Source organism: Mycobacterium sp. NPDC004974, from assembly GCF_053600815.1.
In genome coordinates this window covers 133,006-147,128 of sequence record NZ_JBSGAQ010000003.1, presented here as the reverse complement: position 1 = coordinate 147,128, position 14,123 = coordinate 133,006, and the positions used below count along the sequence as shown (strand labels likewise).

The 14,123-nt window shown below is 68.3% G+C and carries 7 protein-coding genes; 2 read left to right on the top strand and 5 right to left on the bottom strand.

Annotated features, from left to right (window positions below):
• Positions 1–5 precede the first annotated feature (5 nt).
• The 3 genes from ACWEFV_RS08735 to ACWEFV_RS08725 form a co-directional block, all read right to left on the bottom strand.
• Complete coding sequence (locus ACWEFV_RS08735; protein ID WP_450070157.1) at positions 6–1,316, bottom strand: MFS transporter; 1,311 nt, start codon at positions 1,314–1,316, stop codon at positions 6–8.
• 146 nt (positions 1,317–1,462) lie between these two features.
• Positions 1,463–5,188 carry a multifunctional oxoglutarate decarboxylase/oxoglutarate dehydrogenase thiamine pyrophosphate-binding subunit/dihydrolipoyllysine-residue succinyltransferase subunit gene (locus tag ACWEFV_RS08730; protein WP_450069853.1) on the bottom strand — a complete coding sequence of 1,242 codons (3,726 nt, stop codon included), beginning with the start codon at positions 5,186–5,188 and terminating at the stop codon, positions 1,463–1,465.
• Positions 5,189–5,332: 144 nt separating this feature from the next.
• On the bottom strand, positions 5,333–6,103 hold the full coding sequence (locus ACWEFV_RS08725) for a hypothetical protein (protein WP_135457222.1): 771 nt from the start codon (positions 6,101–6,103) through the stop codon (positions 5,333–5,335).
• 146 nt (positions 6,104–6,249) lie between these two features.
• On the opposite strand from ACWEFV_RS08725, the gene ACWEFV_RS08720 reads away from it, so the two are divergent.
• Positions 6,250–7,548, top strand: a complete 1,299-nt coding sequence (locus tag ACWEFV_RS08720; protein ID WP_135457221.1) for a multidrug effflux MFS transporter — start codon at positions 6,250–6,252, stop codon at positions 7,546–7,548.
• A gap of 79 nt (positions 7,549–7,627) precedes the next feature.
• Positions 7,628–9,349, top strand: coding sequence for a DHA2 family efflux MFS transporter permease subunit (locus ACWEFV_RS08715; RefSeq protein WP_450069852.1), 1,722 nt, complete (start codon positions 7,628–7,630; stop codon positions 9,347–9,349).
• Here the strand turns inward: ACWEFV_RS08715 and ACWEFV_RS08710 are convergent.
• Both ACWEFV_RS08710 and ACWEFV_RS08705 read right to left on the bottom strand, forming a co-directional pair.
• On the bottom strand, positions 9,312–10,676 hold the full coding sequence (locus ACWEFV_RS08710; protein ID WP_450069851.1) for an FAD-binding oxidoreductase: 1,365 nt from the start codon (positions 10,674–10,676) through the stop codon (positions 9,312–9,314). The two genes, ACWEFV_RS08715 and ACWEFV_RS08710, sit on opposite strands and share 38 nt — an antisense overlap.
• The gene (locus ACWEFV_RS08705) at positions 10,669–14,094 is read right to left on the bottom strand and encodes a TM0106 family RecB-like putative nuclease (protein ID WP_450069850.1); all 3,426 of its coding nucleotides are present in this window, start codon (positions 14,092–14,094) and stop codon (positions 10,669–10,671) included. Before ACWEFV_RS08705 ends, ACWEFV_RS08710 begins: the two co-directional genes overlap by 8 nt.
• Positions 14,095–14,123: the final 29 nt, after the last annotated feature.

The window sequence follows — 14,123 nt, the reverse complement described above, 5'->3', positions numbered from 1 at the left end:
GCCGCCTAGTGCTCGGGGCGCAGCAACAGTGTCGCGACGACGCTGATCACCGCGGTGGCCACCAGGTACCCGCACGCCAACCAGGGGGTGCCGCCGCCCGCCGCGATCAACGCCGTCAGGATCAGCGGGGTCAGGCCAGAGGCGTAGACCCCGGAGAGCTGATACACCGTCGACAGCCCCGTGTAGCGGGTGCGGGTCGGGAACAGTGACGCGTACAGCGTGCCCTGCGCGCCGTAGAACCAGGCGTGAATGACCCCGAACGCCAACAACATTCCCACCGCGTACGCCACGATGTTGCCGGTGCCGAACAACGCGAACGCCGGGAACACCACGACCGCGTACGCGGCGATGCCCGACGCGTAGACGGCCTTCGGGCTGAACCGGTCGGCCAGCAGACCCGACACCGGCAGCAGCACCGCCATGAGCAGCGCTGCCGCGGTCACCACGGTCAGGACGGGCACCTTGCCCAGGTGCAGGGTCGCGGTGGCATACGAGATGGTGAACACGCCCCAGGTGTTGAACGCGGCGCCCTCGCCCCAGCGTGACAAGAGGCCCAGCACGGTCGAGCGCAGCGTCGGGGGACGGAAGATCTCCTTCACGGGGACCGCCGAGCGTTCGTCGTCGTCGCGCAGCTTCTCGAACGCCGGGGTCTCGGCCACCCGGAACCGCACCACGACGCCGAAGATCACCAGCACGACGCTGAACAGGAACGCGATCCGCCACCCGTAGGCCTGGAACGCCTCGGCCGACAGCCACAGCTGCAACAGCACGAACACTCCGGTGCCGAGCGCCAGGCCCAGCGCCAGCCCGACCTGGGGGATGCTCCCGAACAATCCGCGGCGATGACGAGGGCTGTGCTCGACGGCCAGCAGCACCGCGCCGGCCCACTCACCGCCGAGGGCGAATCCCTGAACCACGCGCAACACCAGAAGCAGGATCGGCGCCAGCACACCGATCTGCGCCGCGGTGGGCAGCACACCCATCAACGCGGTGGCCGTGCCCATCAGCAGCATCGTCAGGGCGAGCGTCTTCTTGCGGCCGATCCGGTCGCCGATGTGACCGAAGACGAATCCGCCGATGGGCCGGACCAGGAACCCGACCGCGAACGTGGCGAACGCCAGCATCGTGCCGACGAAAGAGCTCTGGTCCGGGAAGAAGGTGTGGTTGAACACCAGGCTCGCGGCCGTGGCGTACAGGAAGAAGTCGTACCACTCGATCGTCGTCCCGAGCACGCTGGCCAGGACCGCGGTGCGCACCGTGGCGGGATTGGTGGGTGTCGCTGGGCCCGTCTGGGCGGGGGCGGCGACGGGCGTCAATGTCACCCTAGTTGTCTAGTTAGCGCCACTCGCCCCGCCCAGCGTTGTGCGCACCCTGATCGAAACCCGCCCCGAAAGAAGCGAAATGGTCGCTACCGTCGTGCGGCAGCGACCATTTCGTTGACTTCGGAGATCAGGGAAGCTGGTTACCCGAAGGCCAGATCGATGATCTCCTGCTGTTCGACGGCATGTACCTTCGACGACCCCGAGGACGGAGCCGACATCGCGCGCCGCGAGATCCGCCTGATCGGGGTGAAGTAGTCCGGCAGCACCTCGGGCAGGGTCAGGCCCAGTGACGGCCATGCACCCTGGTTGGCCGGCTCCTCCTGTACCCAGAACTTCTCCGTGGCGTTCGGGTAGCGGTCCAGAGTCTCCGCCAGCCGGCGCCGCGGCAGCGGGGCGAGCTGTTCGAGACGCACGATCGCGACGTCCTCACGGTTGTCCTTGGCCTTGCGTGCCGCCAGGTCGTAATAGATCTTGCCGCTGCACAACAGGACCCGGGTGACCTTGCTGCGGTCGCCCTCACCATCGGTGTAGGAGGCTTCCTCCAGCACCGAGCGGAACTTGTTCTCGGTGAAGTCCCGGATGTCGCTGACGGCGGCCTTGTTGCGCAGCATCGACTTCGGGGTGAAGACGATCAGCGGACGCTGGATGCCGTCGAGGCCGTGGCGGCGCAACAGGTGGAAGTAGTTCGCCGGGGTCGACGGCACCGCGATGGTCATCGAACCCTCGGCCCACAGCTGCAGGAAGCGCTCGATGCGGCCCGACGTGTGGTCGGGGCCCTGGCCCTCGTGGCCGTGCGGCAGCAGCAGCACGACGTCGGACAGCTGACCCCACTTGGCCTCACCGGAGCTGATGAACTCATCGATGATCGACTGGGCGCCGTTGACGAAGTCGCCGAACTGGGCCTCCCACAACACCATTGCGTCCGGGTTGCCCACCGAGTAGCCGTATTCGAAGCCCACCGCGGCGTACTCCGACAGCGCCGAGTTGTACACCAGGAGCTTGCCGCCGGTCGGGGTGCCGTCGGTGCTCGTGGCCAGCAGCTGCAGCGGGGTGAACTCCTCGCCGGTCTTGCGGTCGACGATGACGGCGTGGCGCTGGGTGAACGTGCCGCGCTGGGTGTCCTGGCCGCTCAACCGGACCAGCTTGCCCTCCGAGATGAGCGACCCGAGCGCGAGCAGCTCGGCGAATGCCCAGTCGACCTTGCCTTCGTAGGCCATCTCCCGGCGCTTCTCCAGCACCGGCTTGACGCGCGGGTGCACGGTGAACCCGTCCGGCAGGGCCAGGTGGGCATCGCCGATCCGGGCCAGCAGCGACTTGTCCACCGCGGTGGCCAGCCGCTGCGGGATCTGCTGGTCGGACTCGACGGACTCGCTGGGTTCGGCGGCGTGCTTCTCCAGTTCGCGCACCTCGTTGAACACCCGCTCGAGCTGGCCCTGGTAGTCGCGCAGGGCGTCCTCGGCCTCTTTCATCGAGATGTCGCCGCGGCCGATCAGGGCCTCGGTGTAGGCCTTGCGGGAGCCGCGCTTGGTGTCGATGACGTCGTACATGTACGGCTGGGTCATCGACGGGTCGTCGCCTTCGTTGTGTCCGCGGCGGCGGTAGCACAGCATGTCGATGACGACGTCCTTCTTGAACGCCTGGCGGAAGTCCACGGCCAGCCGCGCCACCCAGGCGCAGGCCTCCGGGTCGTCGCCGTTGACGTGGAAGATCGGCGCACCGATCATCTTGGCGACGTCGGTGCAGTACTCGCTGGAGCGCGAATCCGTTGGCGCCGTGGTGAACCCGATCTGGTTGTTGACCACGATGTGGACGGTGCCGCCGGTCGTGTAACCGTTGAGCAGCGCGAGGTTCAGCGTCTCGGCGACCACGCCCTGGCCGGCGAATGCCGCGTCGCCGTGCAACATCAGCGGGACGACGGGGTACTCACCGGAGACGTCGGCGTCCCTGCTGCCGTCCAGTAGATCCTGCTTGGCTCGGACCAGGCCCTCGAGCACCGGGTCGACCGCTTCGAGGTGCGACGGGTTGGCGGTCAGCGACACCTGAATGTCGTTGTCGCCGAACATCTGGATGTAGTTGCCGGATGCGCCGAGGTGGTATTTCACGTCGCCGGAGCCATGCGCCTGCGACGGGTTCAGGTTGCCCTCGAACTCGGTGAAGATCTGGCTGTAGGGCTTGCCGACGATGTTGGCCAGCACATTGAGCCGGCCGCGGTGTGGCATGCCGATGACGACCTCGTCGAGCGCGTGCTCGGCGCACTGGTCGATCGCGGCGTCCATCATCGGGATGACGGTCTCTGCACCTTCGAGCGAGAAGCGCTTCTGCCCAACGTATTTGGTTTGCAGGAAGGTCTCGAACGCCTCGGCCGCATTGAGCTTGCTCAGAATGTACTTCTGCTCGGCGACGGTCGGCTTGTCATGCTTGATCTCGACGCGTTCCTGCAGCCAGCGTTGCTGCTCGGGCTCGAGGATGTGGGTGTACTCCACGCCGATGTGGCGGCAGTACGCATCCCGCAGCACCGACAGCACATCGCGCAGCTTCATGTGTTGCTTGCCGGAGAACCCGTCCACCTTGAACTCGCGGTCCAGGTCCCACAGCGTCAGCCCGTGGGTGTTGACGTCGAGGTCCGGGTGACTGCGGAACCGGGTGTTGTCCAGCCGCAGCGGGTCGATGTCGGCCATCAGGTGGCCGCGGTTGCGGTAGGCCGCAATCAGTTCGATGACGCGTGCGTTCTTGTCGGCGATGGAGTCCGGGTTGTCCGTGCGCCAGCGCACCGGCTCGTACGGGATGCCGAGTTCGCGGAAGATCTCGTCGAAGAACTCGTCGTCCAGCAGCAACTGGTGGATGGTGCGCAGGAAGTCACCCGACTCCGCGCCCTGGATGATGCGGTGGTCATACGTCGAGGTCAGGGTGATCAGCTTGCCGATGCCCAGGTCGGCGATGCGTTCCTCGCTGGCGCCCTGGAACTCGGCCGGGTACTCCATGGCGCCGGCACCGATGATGGCGCCCTGGCCCTGCATGAGCCGCGGCACCGAGTGCACGGTGCCGATGGTGCCCGGGTTGGTCAGCGAGATCGTCACGCCGGAGAAGTCCTCGGCGGTCAGCTTGCCGTCGCGGGCCCGCCGCACGATGTCCTCGTATGCTGCGATGAACTGGCCGAAATGCATGGTCTCGCAGCGCTTGATCGCGGCCACGACCAGTGAGCGGCTGCCGTCCTTGCCGGGCAGGTCGATGGCCAGGCCCAGATTCGTGTGGGCCGGCGTGACCGCGGCGGGCTTGCCGTTGGCCTCGGCGAAGTACCGGTTCATGTTCGGGAACTTCTTGACCGCCTGCACGATGGCGTAGCCGAGCAGGTGGGTGAAGCTGACCTTGCCGCCGCGGGTGCGCTTGAGGTGGTTGTTGATGACGACGCGGTTGTCGATCATCAGCTTGGCCGGGATGGCCCGCACGCTCGTCGCGGTGGGCACCTCCAGCGAAGCGTTCATGTTCTTGACGACGGCTGCTGCCGCGCCGCGCAGCACCTGCGTCTCGTCGCCCTCGGCCGCGGTGGGAGCGGCCGGCGCAGCCTTGGCCGGAGCCGCTTTTGCCGGAGGCTTCGCGGGCGCCGCCGGAGCGGCGGTTGCCGGAGCGGCCGCCGCAGGCGCGGCCGGAGTTGCTGCCGGCGCAGCCGGCGCTGCTGGCGCTGCCGGCGCTGCCGGCGCCGTCGACTGACCGTTGGCGACGGTGTTGTCGGTGGTGGGCTCAGGGGAGTAGTCGACCAGAAATTCGTGCCAACTCGGATCCACCGAAGAGGGATCCTCGCGGAACTTGCGATACATCTCCTCGACCAACCACTCGTTCTGCCCGAATGGTGAAGGTGAACTGCTCACGGCAGACACTCGCCTCGATTCTTATGTCCGGCTCGCCGTCACAAGGAGGCTTGCCGCTTGTGTTTCTTCTGTGGGCGGTTGACCCCGCTCGACCGCCGCATAAAGGCTATCGCCTTTCGGCGCGACCCGAGGTCGGCATGGGCCTCAGGACTTTGCGGACGGCAGTACATGCAGCGTTGCAGGCCACCGCGGCGGGGGCGCGCCGAACGCCTGGCGGGCGTTGGCGACGATCTTCTTACCCATCAGCCGGTTGCCGACACCGCCGATGACAGCACCGATACCCACCGGCAGCATCTTGCCGAAAGCCATCGCGCCGCGCTTGAGCGTATACCGCTTGACGAAGTACTTGACCAGCCGGGAGTTGAGCTGCGAGACGGCGGGCAACGGTAGGGTCGCGGCACCGTCGGACAGCCATGCGCCGCTGGTGCGTCCGGTGCCCAGGAGGTCGGCGATGGCGTGCTTGCTGTCATCGCCGACGAGCACCGAGAGCACCAGGGCGCGGCGCCGTTCGCGGTGGTCGGCGGGGATGCCGTGGACCTCGGCGACCGCCAGCACGAACACCGACGTGGCTTCGAGGAACACGACTGTCTCGCCGGCGACGGCCGACAGGGCCACCAGGGTCCCGATGCCCGGGAACGCCGCCGCGGAGCCGACGGCGGCACCGCTGGCCATCACTGCGGCCAGGTAGTGCTTCTCGAGCCGGGTGACGATCTGGGCCGGGGTGGCATCGGGCTGGTTGCTGCGCAGCCGATCCACGTACGCCTTGACCGCGGGCGCCTGGACCCGTGAGCTGCCCTCGATGATGGTCGAGAGCACCCTGGCGGCGGCGCTGGGATCTTCGGACGCCTCGACCGTCGCAGGCAGTTGTGGCTTGGACCGCGCACGCACTTCGGGGCCTCCCAGGTGTGAACCCATCGTTGACTGCCAGGCTAACGCGTGACCTGACGCCGGGAGAACGAACGACGACCGGCTGCGGGTGCCCGAGGGTGACGGCTGTCACTGCGTACGTCCGCCGGACGTGACGGGGAACAAAAAACTCAAATGCGGGGCTGTTCAACTTCATGGCATCATCGCCCGACGTGGGGCAGGCAGCATCGGCAACAGCGCACACTCGGATGCCGGGCCGGATCCGGATGATCCTGGTGCTGGGCGCCCTGGTGGCGCTGGGGCCGCTGACCATCGACATGTATCTGCCGGCGCTGCCCCGGATCGCCGACGAGCTCTCGGTCTCCTCCTCGGTGTCGCAGTTGACGCTCACCGGCACCCTGGCCGGCCTGGCACTCGGCCAGCTGATCGTCGGCCCGCTGTCCGATTCGCTGGGCCGCAGGCGTCCCTTGATGGCGGGCATCGTGCTGCACATGGTGGCCTCGGTGCTGTGTGTACTGGCGCCCAACATCGCGATCCTCGGGCTGGCCCGCGGACTGCAGGGCATGGGTGCGGCGGCCGCCTCGGTGGTGGCCATCGCCGTGGTCGGTGACCTCTACAGCGGCACGGCGGCGGCGACGGTGATGTCGCGGTTGATGCTGGTGCTCGGGGTGGCTCCGGTGCTGGCCCCGTCGTTGGGCGCGGCGGTGCTGTTGCACGGGTCCTGGCACTGGGTCTTCGTCGCGTTGGTGGTGGCGGCCGGCGGACTGTTGGTGATGGCTGCGCTCGCCCTGCCCGAGACGCTGCCGGTTTCGCACCGGCGCCCGCTGGCGGTGGGCGGCATCATCGGCACCTACGTCGAGCTTCTGCGTGACTCGCGGTTCGTGATCCTGGTGCTGGTCGCCGCGCTGGGCATGTCCGGGCTGTTCGCCTACATCTCGGCCGCGCCGTTCGTCCTGCAGGGCCATTACGGTCTGGACCAGCAGGCGTTCGCGCTGGTGTTCGCCGCGGGCGCCATCGCGCTGATCGGCTCCACACAGTTCAACGTGGTGTTGCTGCGCCGGTTCTCGCCGCAGGCCATCACGGTGGCGGCGCTGACCTGGTCGACGCTGGCCGGCGTGGTGTTCGTCGCACTGACCGTCGCGCACGTGGGCGGGCTGTCCGCGTTCTTGGTGCCGGTGCTGGCGATCCTGGCCGGGATGGGCCTGGTGCTTCCCAATGCCCCGGCGGTGGCGCTGTCGCGCCATCCCGACGCTGCCGGAACGGCGGCCGCGCTGCTGGGCGCGGCGCAGTTCGGGCTCGGTGCCGCGGTGGCACCCGCGATCGGGGCCCTGGGCAACGGTGCGCCGGCGTTGTCGTGGGTGATGACGGCCGGCATGGCGATCGCCTTGGCGGCGCTGCTGATGGTGGGCCGGCGTAACGGTGACGACGATGCCGGCGAATACCCAGGCGACACGCTCGACGTCGCTCCGGAGGCGGTTGTCGAGCCGGCCTGACCCGTCCCGGGTAGCGTCGGCTGGGCGCGCCAACAACCCAAATTAGGTCGGACCCGAGGCCCAACCCACCACATTCGACATGTCTCCAGTGCTGAACGCCCGCACCCCGAGCCCGCAGGGCAGGGTGTCCGCGCGTCCGGAGAATCCGTGGAACGCGCTGTGGGCCATGATGGTCGGCTTCTTCATGATCCTGGTGGACGCGACGATCGTCGCGGTCGCCAACCCCACGATCATGGATCAGCTCGGTGCGGACTACGACGGGGTCATCTGGGTGACCAGTGCGTACCTGCTCGCTTATGCGGTGCCGTTGCTCGTCGCCGGTCGGCTCGGCGATGTGTACGGGCCCAAGAACCTCTATCTGGCCGGACTGGCCGTGTTCACCTTGGCCTCGCTGTGGTGTGGTCTGGCCGGCAGCGTCGAGATGTTGATCGCCGCACGCGTGGTGCAGGGCATCGGCGCGGCGTTGTTGACGCCGCAGACGTTGTCGACGATCACCCGCATCTTCCCGCCCGAGCGGCGCGGGGTGGCGATGAGCGTGTGGGGTGCGACCGCCGGGGTGGCCACCCTGGTCGGGCCGCTGGCCGGTGGCGTGCTGGTCGGGGGACTGGGCTGGCAGTGGATCTTCTTCGTCAACGTGCCGATCGGAATCCTGGGTCTGGCGCTGGCGGTGTGGTTGGTTCCGGTGCTGCCGACCCAGCCGCACCGGTTCGACGTGCTGGGCGTGGTGTTGTCCGGCGTCGGCATGTTCCTGATCGTGTTCGCGCTGCAGGAGGGGCAGTCGCGGGACTGGGCGCCGTGGGTGTGGGCCACCGGGGCCGTCGGCATCGCGGTGATGGTGGCGTTCGTGTGCTGGCAGGCGGTCAACACCGCCGAGCCGCTGATCCCGCTGCGGATCTTCAAAGACCGCGACTTCAGCCTGGCCAACGTGGGCGTCGCGACGATCGGGTTCGCGGTGACCGCGATGATCCTGCCGTTGATGTTCTACGCCCAGACCGTGTGCGGGCTGTCGCCGATCCGCTCGGCCCTGTTGACCGCGCCGACCGCGATCGCCAGCGGTGTGCTGGCACCGGTGGTGGGCCGCATCGTCGACCGGGCGCATCCGACGCCGGTGATCGGCTTCGGCTTCTCGGCCATGGCGATCGGGTTGACCTGGCTGGCGCTGGAGATGACGCCGACGACGCCGATCTGGCGGCTGCTGCTGCCGCAGGTGGTGATGGGCGTCGGGATGGCATTCATCTGGTCGCCGCTGGCCGCGACGGCGACGCGCAACCTGCCGCCGGACCTGGCCGGGGCCGGGTCGGGTGTGTACAACGCCACGCGCCAGGTCGGGTCGGTGCTGGGCAGCGCCGGTATCGCGGCGTACATGACGTCGCGCATCGGCGCCGAACTGCCGGGGGCGGCAAGTGCGGCGCCGCGCGGGGAGGGTTCGGCGGCCGAGCTGCCCGAGTTCCTGCACGCGCCGTTCGCCGCGGCGATGTCGCAGTCGATGCTGCTGCCCGCGTTCGTCGCGCTGTTCGGTGTGGTGGCGGCCCTGTTCCTGCTCGGTTTCGATGCCCAGCCCACCTTGGCGGCGGAGCCCGACCCGGAGCCCTACATCGATCCTCGTGACGACGATGACGACGACTACGTCGAGTTCACCGTGAGCCATGACGGCGACGACGACGCAGTGGACGCCGAGGCGGTGACGGATGCATTCCGGGCGGTCCCCGTGGCTCAACCGGTATCCGCTGACCCTGACCGGTGGGAGAACCTCTACGCCGAGTTCATGTCCGAGCGTGACCGAACAGTACGGCGCGATTGAGGTGACCACCGGGGTCGAACGCGGCCTTGACCGTGCGCATTGCCGCGATGTCGGCCTCGGTGCGTGACATCGCCACGTAGTCGCGTTTGCGTGAGCCGACGCCGTGTTCTGAGCTGACGTTGCCGCCGCAGTCGGCGATCAGCGTCATCATCGCGGCGTACAGCCCGGGTTCGGACTGGGTGGAGCAGCGCAGCACGTTCAGGTGCAGGTTGCCCTCGCCGATGTGACCGAACAGCACCGGGATGGCGTCTGGCGCGTGGCTGGCGATCAATTCGGCGGCCGCGTCGGCGAAACCCTGGATGGCCGACAGCGGCAGGGAGACATCGAATTTCAGTGGCGGGCCGAACAATCCGAGTACCTCGGCCACCGATTCGCGCACCTGCCACAACCGCTGCTGGGAGTTCGTGTCGACGCCGACGGCAGGTTCGCCGCAGAGGTCGGCGCCCTCGAGCGCATCGGCCAGGCGTTCGGTCTGGTCGCTGTCACCGGCCAGTTCGATCAGCAGCTGCCAGGCACCGTCGACCGGGGCGCCCACGCCGAGGTGCTCGGCGGTCAGTGCGCTGGCTCGGGCGTCGATCAACTCCAGGGCGGCGATGCCCTCGAGGTCGCGGAAGATGCGGCCGGCGCCGACCAGTGCGTCCAGGTTGGCGAACCCGCAGATGGCGGTGACCCGGTGGGTGGGGGTGGGATGCAGCCGGAGGTCCAGCCCGGTGATCACGCCGAGGGTGCCCTCCGCGCCGACGAAGAGGGAGGCCAGGTCGTAGCCGGTGTTGTCGCGTCGTACCCGGCTGTGCCGGTGCACCACCGACCCGTCGGGCAGTGCGACGTCCAGGCCCAGTACCTGCTCGCCCATGTTGCCGTAGCGCACCGTGCGCAGACCGCCGGCGTTGGTGGAGGCCATGCCGCCGACCGTGGCCGATTCCCGCGCGGCGAGGTCCACCCCGAACACCAGACCGGCCGCGGTGGCAGCCCGCTGCACGGCGGCCAGGGGAGTCCCGGCGCCGACACTGACCCGGCGCTCGACGGTGTCGACGGTGCCGATCTCGGTGAGTCGCTCGGTGGACAGCAGGATGTCGTCGTTCTCGGGCACCGTCCCGGCCACCAGCGAGGTTCGGCCGCCCTGCACCGTGACACACGCTCCGGCGTCGCGGCAGGCCCGCAGCACCGCGGCCACTTCGTCGGCGCTGCCGGGGCGGACCAGCGCGGTGGCCTGTCCGCGGTAACGCCCGGTGTGGTCGACGCAGCGACCGTCCAACACGTCGGGGTCGGTGGTGACGTACCCGGCACCGACGATCCCGGCAAGCGTTTCGGTAAGCGTTTCAGTCACCGGTCGGGTGTATCACAGGATCGGTCAGGGCCAGGAATGCACCGAGCGCGATCAGGCTGTCCGGCTGAGCCGGCAGATAGTCGGTGAGCTGGGGTGAGCGCACGATGTACGCGACATATTTGGCCCGGCTGATCGCCACGTTGAGCCGGTTGCGGTTCAGCAGGAACCCGATCCCGCGGGGCACATCGGCGGCCGAGGACGCCGTCATCGATACGAAGACCACAGGTGCCTGTCGGCCCTGAAACTTGTCCACCGTGCCGGCCTGTACCTCGGTCAGGCCCGCCGCGTCGAGAGCTCGACGCACGGTGGTCACCTGGGCGTTGTAGGGCGTCACCACCAGGAAGTGGTCCTGCCCCAGCGGCGTGCTGCCGTGCTCGTCGGTCCAGGTGGCGCCGAGCAGGCCGGTGATGGCCGCGACGATCGCTGCGGCCTCTTCGGGACTGTCGGTCGAATTGCCCAGGTGCCCGACCTCGAGTACCCGAACTCCGGGTTCGATACCGTCGAGTTTGCGTGCGCCACTGACCTTTTCGTGTGACTTCAGCCGACCGTCATAGGACAGGCGCGACACCGGGCCGCACACTGCCGGATGCATCCGGAACGAGCAGTCCAGGAAATAGCCGCGATCGGCCGGCAGCGTGTGCGCGCCCTCGACCAGCCACCCCAATGCGGAATCGTCGACCGGTGCCGGATGGGTGCCCTGGCAGACCTGGGGCAATTGCTGCGGATCCCCCAGGAGCAGAAGGTTGCGTGCGGCCGGGGCCACCGCGACGGTATTGGCCAGGTTGAACTGGCCGGCCTCTTCGATCACCAGCAGGTCGAGGCAAAGGCGCGGGACCCGGGCCTCGTTCGCGAAATCCCATGCGGTGCCGCCGATCACGCATCCGGGATGATCAGCGATGAACGACGCGAAGGCGTTCTCGCCGATCTCAGTCCACCGGGGGTCGGCGCCCTTGCGTTTCTTGGCAACCAGCGCCGCGTCCACCCCGGCGTCGATCACCTGATCCAGCAGATGCTCGATCACCGCGTGTGACTGCGCGACGATGCCGATCCGCCAGTGATATTCGTTGGCCAGGCGGGCGATGATCTTCGCCGACGTGTGGGTCTTGCCGGTGCCGGGCGGCCCGTGCACCGCGAGGTATGAGGAGTTCAGATCCAGCAGGGCCGCGGTGATATCGGCGGCGGTCTCCCCGCCGCGGGGCAGTGCCCGGCCGCTGACGGTGCGGGGTGGGCGGCGCAGCAGGACATCGGTCACCGCGTCGGCGGGCAGCTTCGGCAGACCGGCGGAGACGGTGGTTGCCGTGCTGTCGATGGATGCCTGCAGGGGCTTGGTGTTGATCGGCGGCCCGGGGGTCAGCGCGAACGGCACCTGGGCGAAGGCGTCGCCGTGTTTGGGTTGGCGTTCGGTGATCACCACCTCGGTGGGCGCATCCGGGTTGTTGCACTCGACGACGGCGGCGCTGCCGAAGCCGCGACGGTCCGGGTCGTCGGACAGGCCTGCCGGTGCCGGCGGGGCGTAGAGCGCGTACATCTCGGTGCCCAGCTCCCCGGTGTCGATGGTGCCGGTCAGCAGGACCTGTCGTTGTGGTTTGCGGGCCCGGGGCGGAGTGTGCCAGTCGGTCACGACCCGGGCTTGTTCGGCGACGAAAACACCTGTGCTGTCGGCCCATTCGTCGACAGGACTGTTGATCCGATCGAAATGACCCCACCAGAACGGTTTGTCCTCACGTTTGTGGAAACCGCGGGCCGCGGCGATGAGTGCCACCGCCTGTTGCTCGGCCGTTCGAGGTTCCACTCCGTCACCGGCGAAGCGCATCAGCTTGCGGTCGACGGCGTCGGCTTTCTCGATCGGTGCTCCGTCGCGCACCGGTTGTGGGCCGCGCGGTGGCACCTCGGCTTCGAACGCTCGATTGATCAGCCAGTCCCGCAGCCGGTGGGTGGACCGGCAGTCGTAGCGGTTGTAGTCCTCGATCTCCTTGAGTACGGTGGCAGCCTCGTCGTGGTGACCGGCGTCGCGCAGTGCGCAGTAGCGTGCGTATTCGGTGATCGAATCGGTGGCCTTGGTGACCTCACCGCCGCGCAATTCGTTACCCATGTACAGCGGTTCCAGCGATTTGATGCTGTAGTTCTCGGTGCCGACGCGAATGCTCTTGCGTACCAACGGAAGCAGATCGACGAGGATACCGTTGCGCAGCAGGTCGTCGACATCGTTCTCGCCGACCCCGTAGCGGCCGGTCAGACGCAGCAGGGTGCTGCGCTCATAGGGCGCGTAGTGGTAGATGTGCATCTTGGGAAAACGCTTGCGCCGCTTGCGGACCAGGTCCAGGAAATCGATGAGTACCTGGCGTTCGCTGGCCCGGTCGTGCGCCCACAACGGCTGGAAGTTCCCTTCGGCGCCCAGGACACCCCACAGGTATTCCAGGCCCCAGTCCTGTCCGTTGGCCGTCCACAACGGGTCGCCTTCGTAGTCGAAGAACAGGTCGCCCTTGTCCGGATCCGGCAGCAGCATCAGCGGTTGCGGATCGGCGACTTCGTAGGGCGGCTTGCCATCTGGCCGCGGTGCCACCTGTAGCCGGGCCTGCCCGCTCAGCGCGGTCAGGGCGCGCTGGGCCAACCCGGGCACCGCATCGGTGTGGTCGGCCAGTTGACGGGTGGTGGTGACACCGGCCTCGATGAGCCGGGCGCGCTGGCTGGCCCGAATTCCGGCCACCAGGAACAGGTCCTCGGTGGCGCGGATCTGCTGCTCGCATTCACTGCAGCCGAAACACGCCCGCACCGTGTCGTCGGACCACTGCACTGCGGTGCCGCCGGCCAGGTGACCGTCGAGCAGTGCCTGAAGCGCGGTGCGCCGCGGGCGGTACACCGCCAGCAGTTCGTCGACGCGGTAGCTGGATATCGCCCCGTCGCCGAGGACGAGGTCGACCTCATCGGCGACCGGCACGCCGGCGCCCGACAGCACATCGGCGTAGGCGGCCAGCTGGAGCAGCGCCTCCACCTTGACCGAGCGGGACAGTTTGGTGTCCCGCAGGCGGTAGCGCTGACCGTCCCAGATCAGGAAGTCGGCGAACCCGGCGAACCGTCCGTCGAACATCGCGGCCTGATAGATCGCCGGGTCGCGGCGTTGCGCTGCTTCGAGGGTGGCTTCGGCCGCCGTCGTCAGCCCCGCCGCCGTGTAGGTGGGCCGGCCGATCACCGTCACCTCAGAGTGCGCGCGCAGGTCCTCGAGATGGCGCTGCTCGTGTTCGCCGCCGAGTTGTGCGGTGCGAGCGAGCAGTTCGTCGTCGGACGACACCGCAGGGCCACGACCGAGCTGCGCGTCGAAGGAACGCAGCAGGGCGTACTCACAGCGGGCGGCCGCGGCCAGATCCGAGGCGCTGTAGATGACCGTCGGACCCGACGCGCCCTCGTCGGTGACGAACACGCTGCCACTGTAGGTGAGGGCACCGACAT

Coding starts and splice junctions, on each gene's coding strand:
- ACWEFV_RS08725 (WP_135457222.1), bottom strand. CDS start 6,103: ATGGGTTCACACCTGGGAGGCCCCGAAGTGCGTGCGCGGTCCAAGCCA.
- ACWEFV_RS08720 (WP_135457221.1), top strand. CDS start 6,250: ATGGCATCATCGCCCGACGTGGGGCAGGCAGCATCGGCAACAGCGCAC.
- ACWEFV_RS08715 (WP_450069852.1), top strand. CDS start 7,628: ATGTCTCCAGTGCTGAACGCCCGCACCCCGAGCCCGCAGGGCAGGGTG.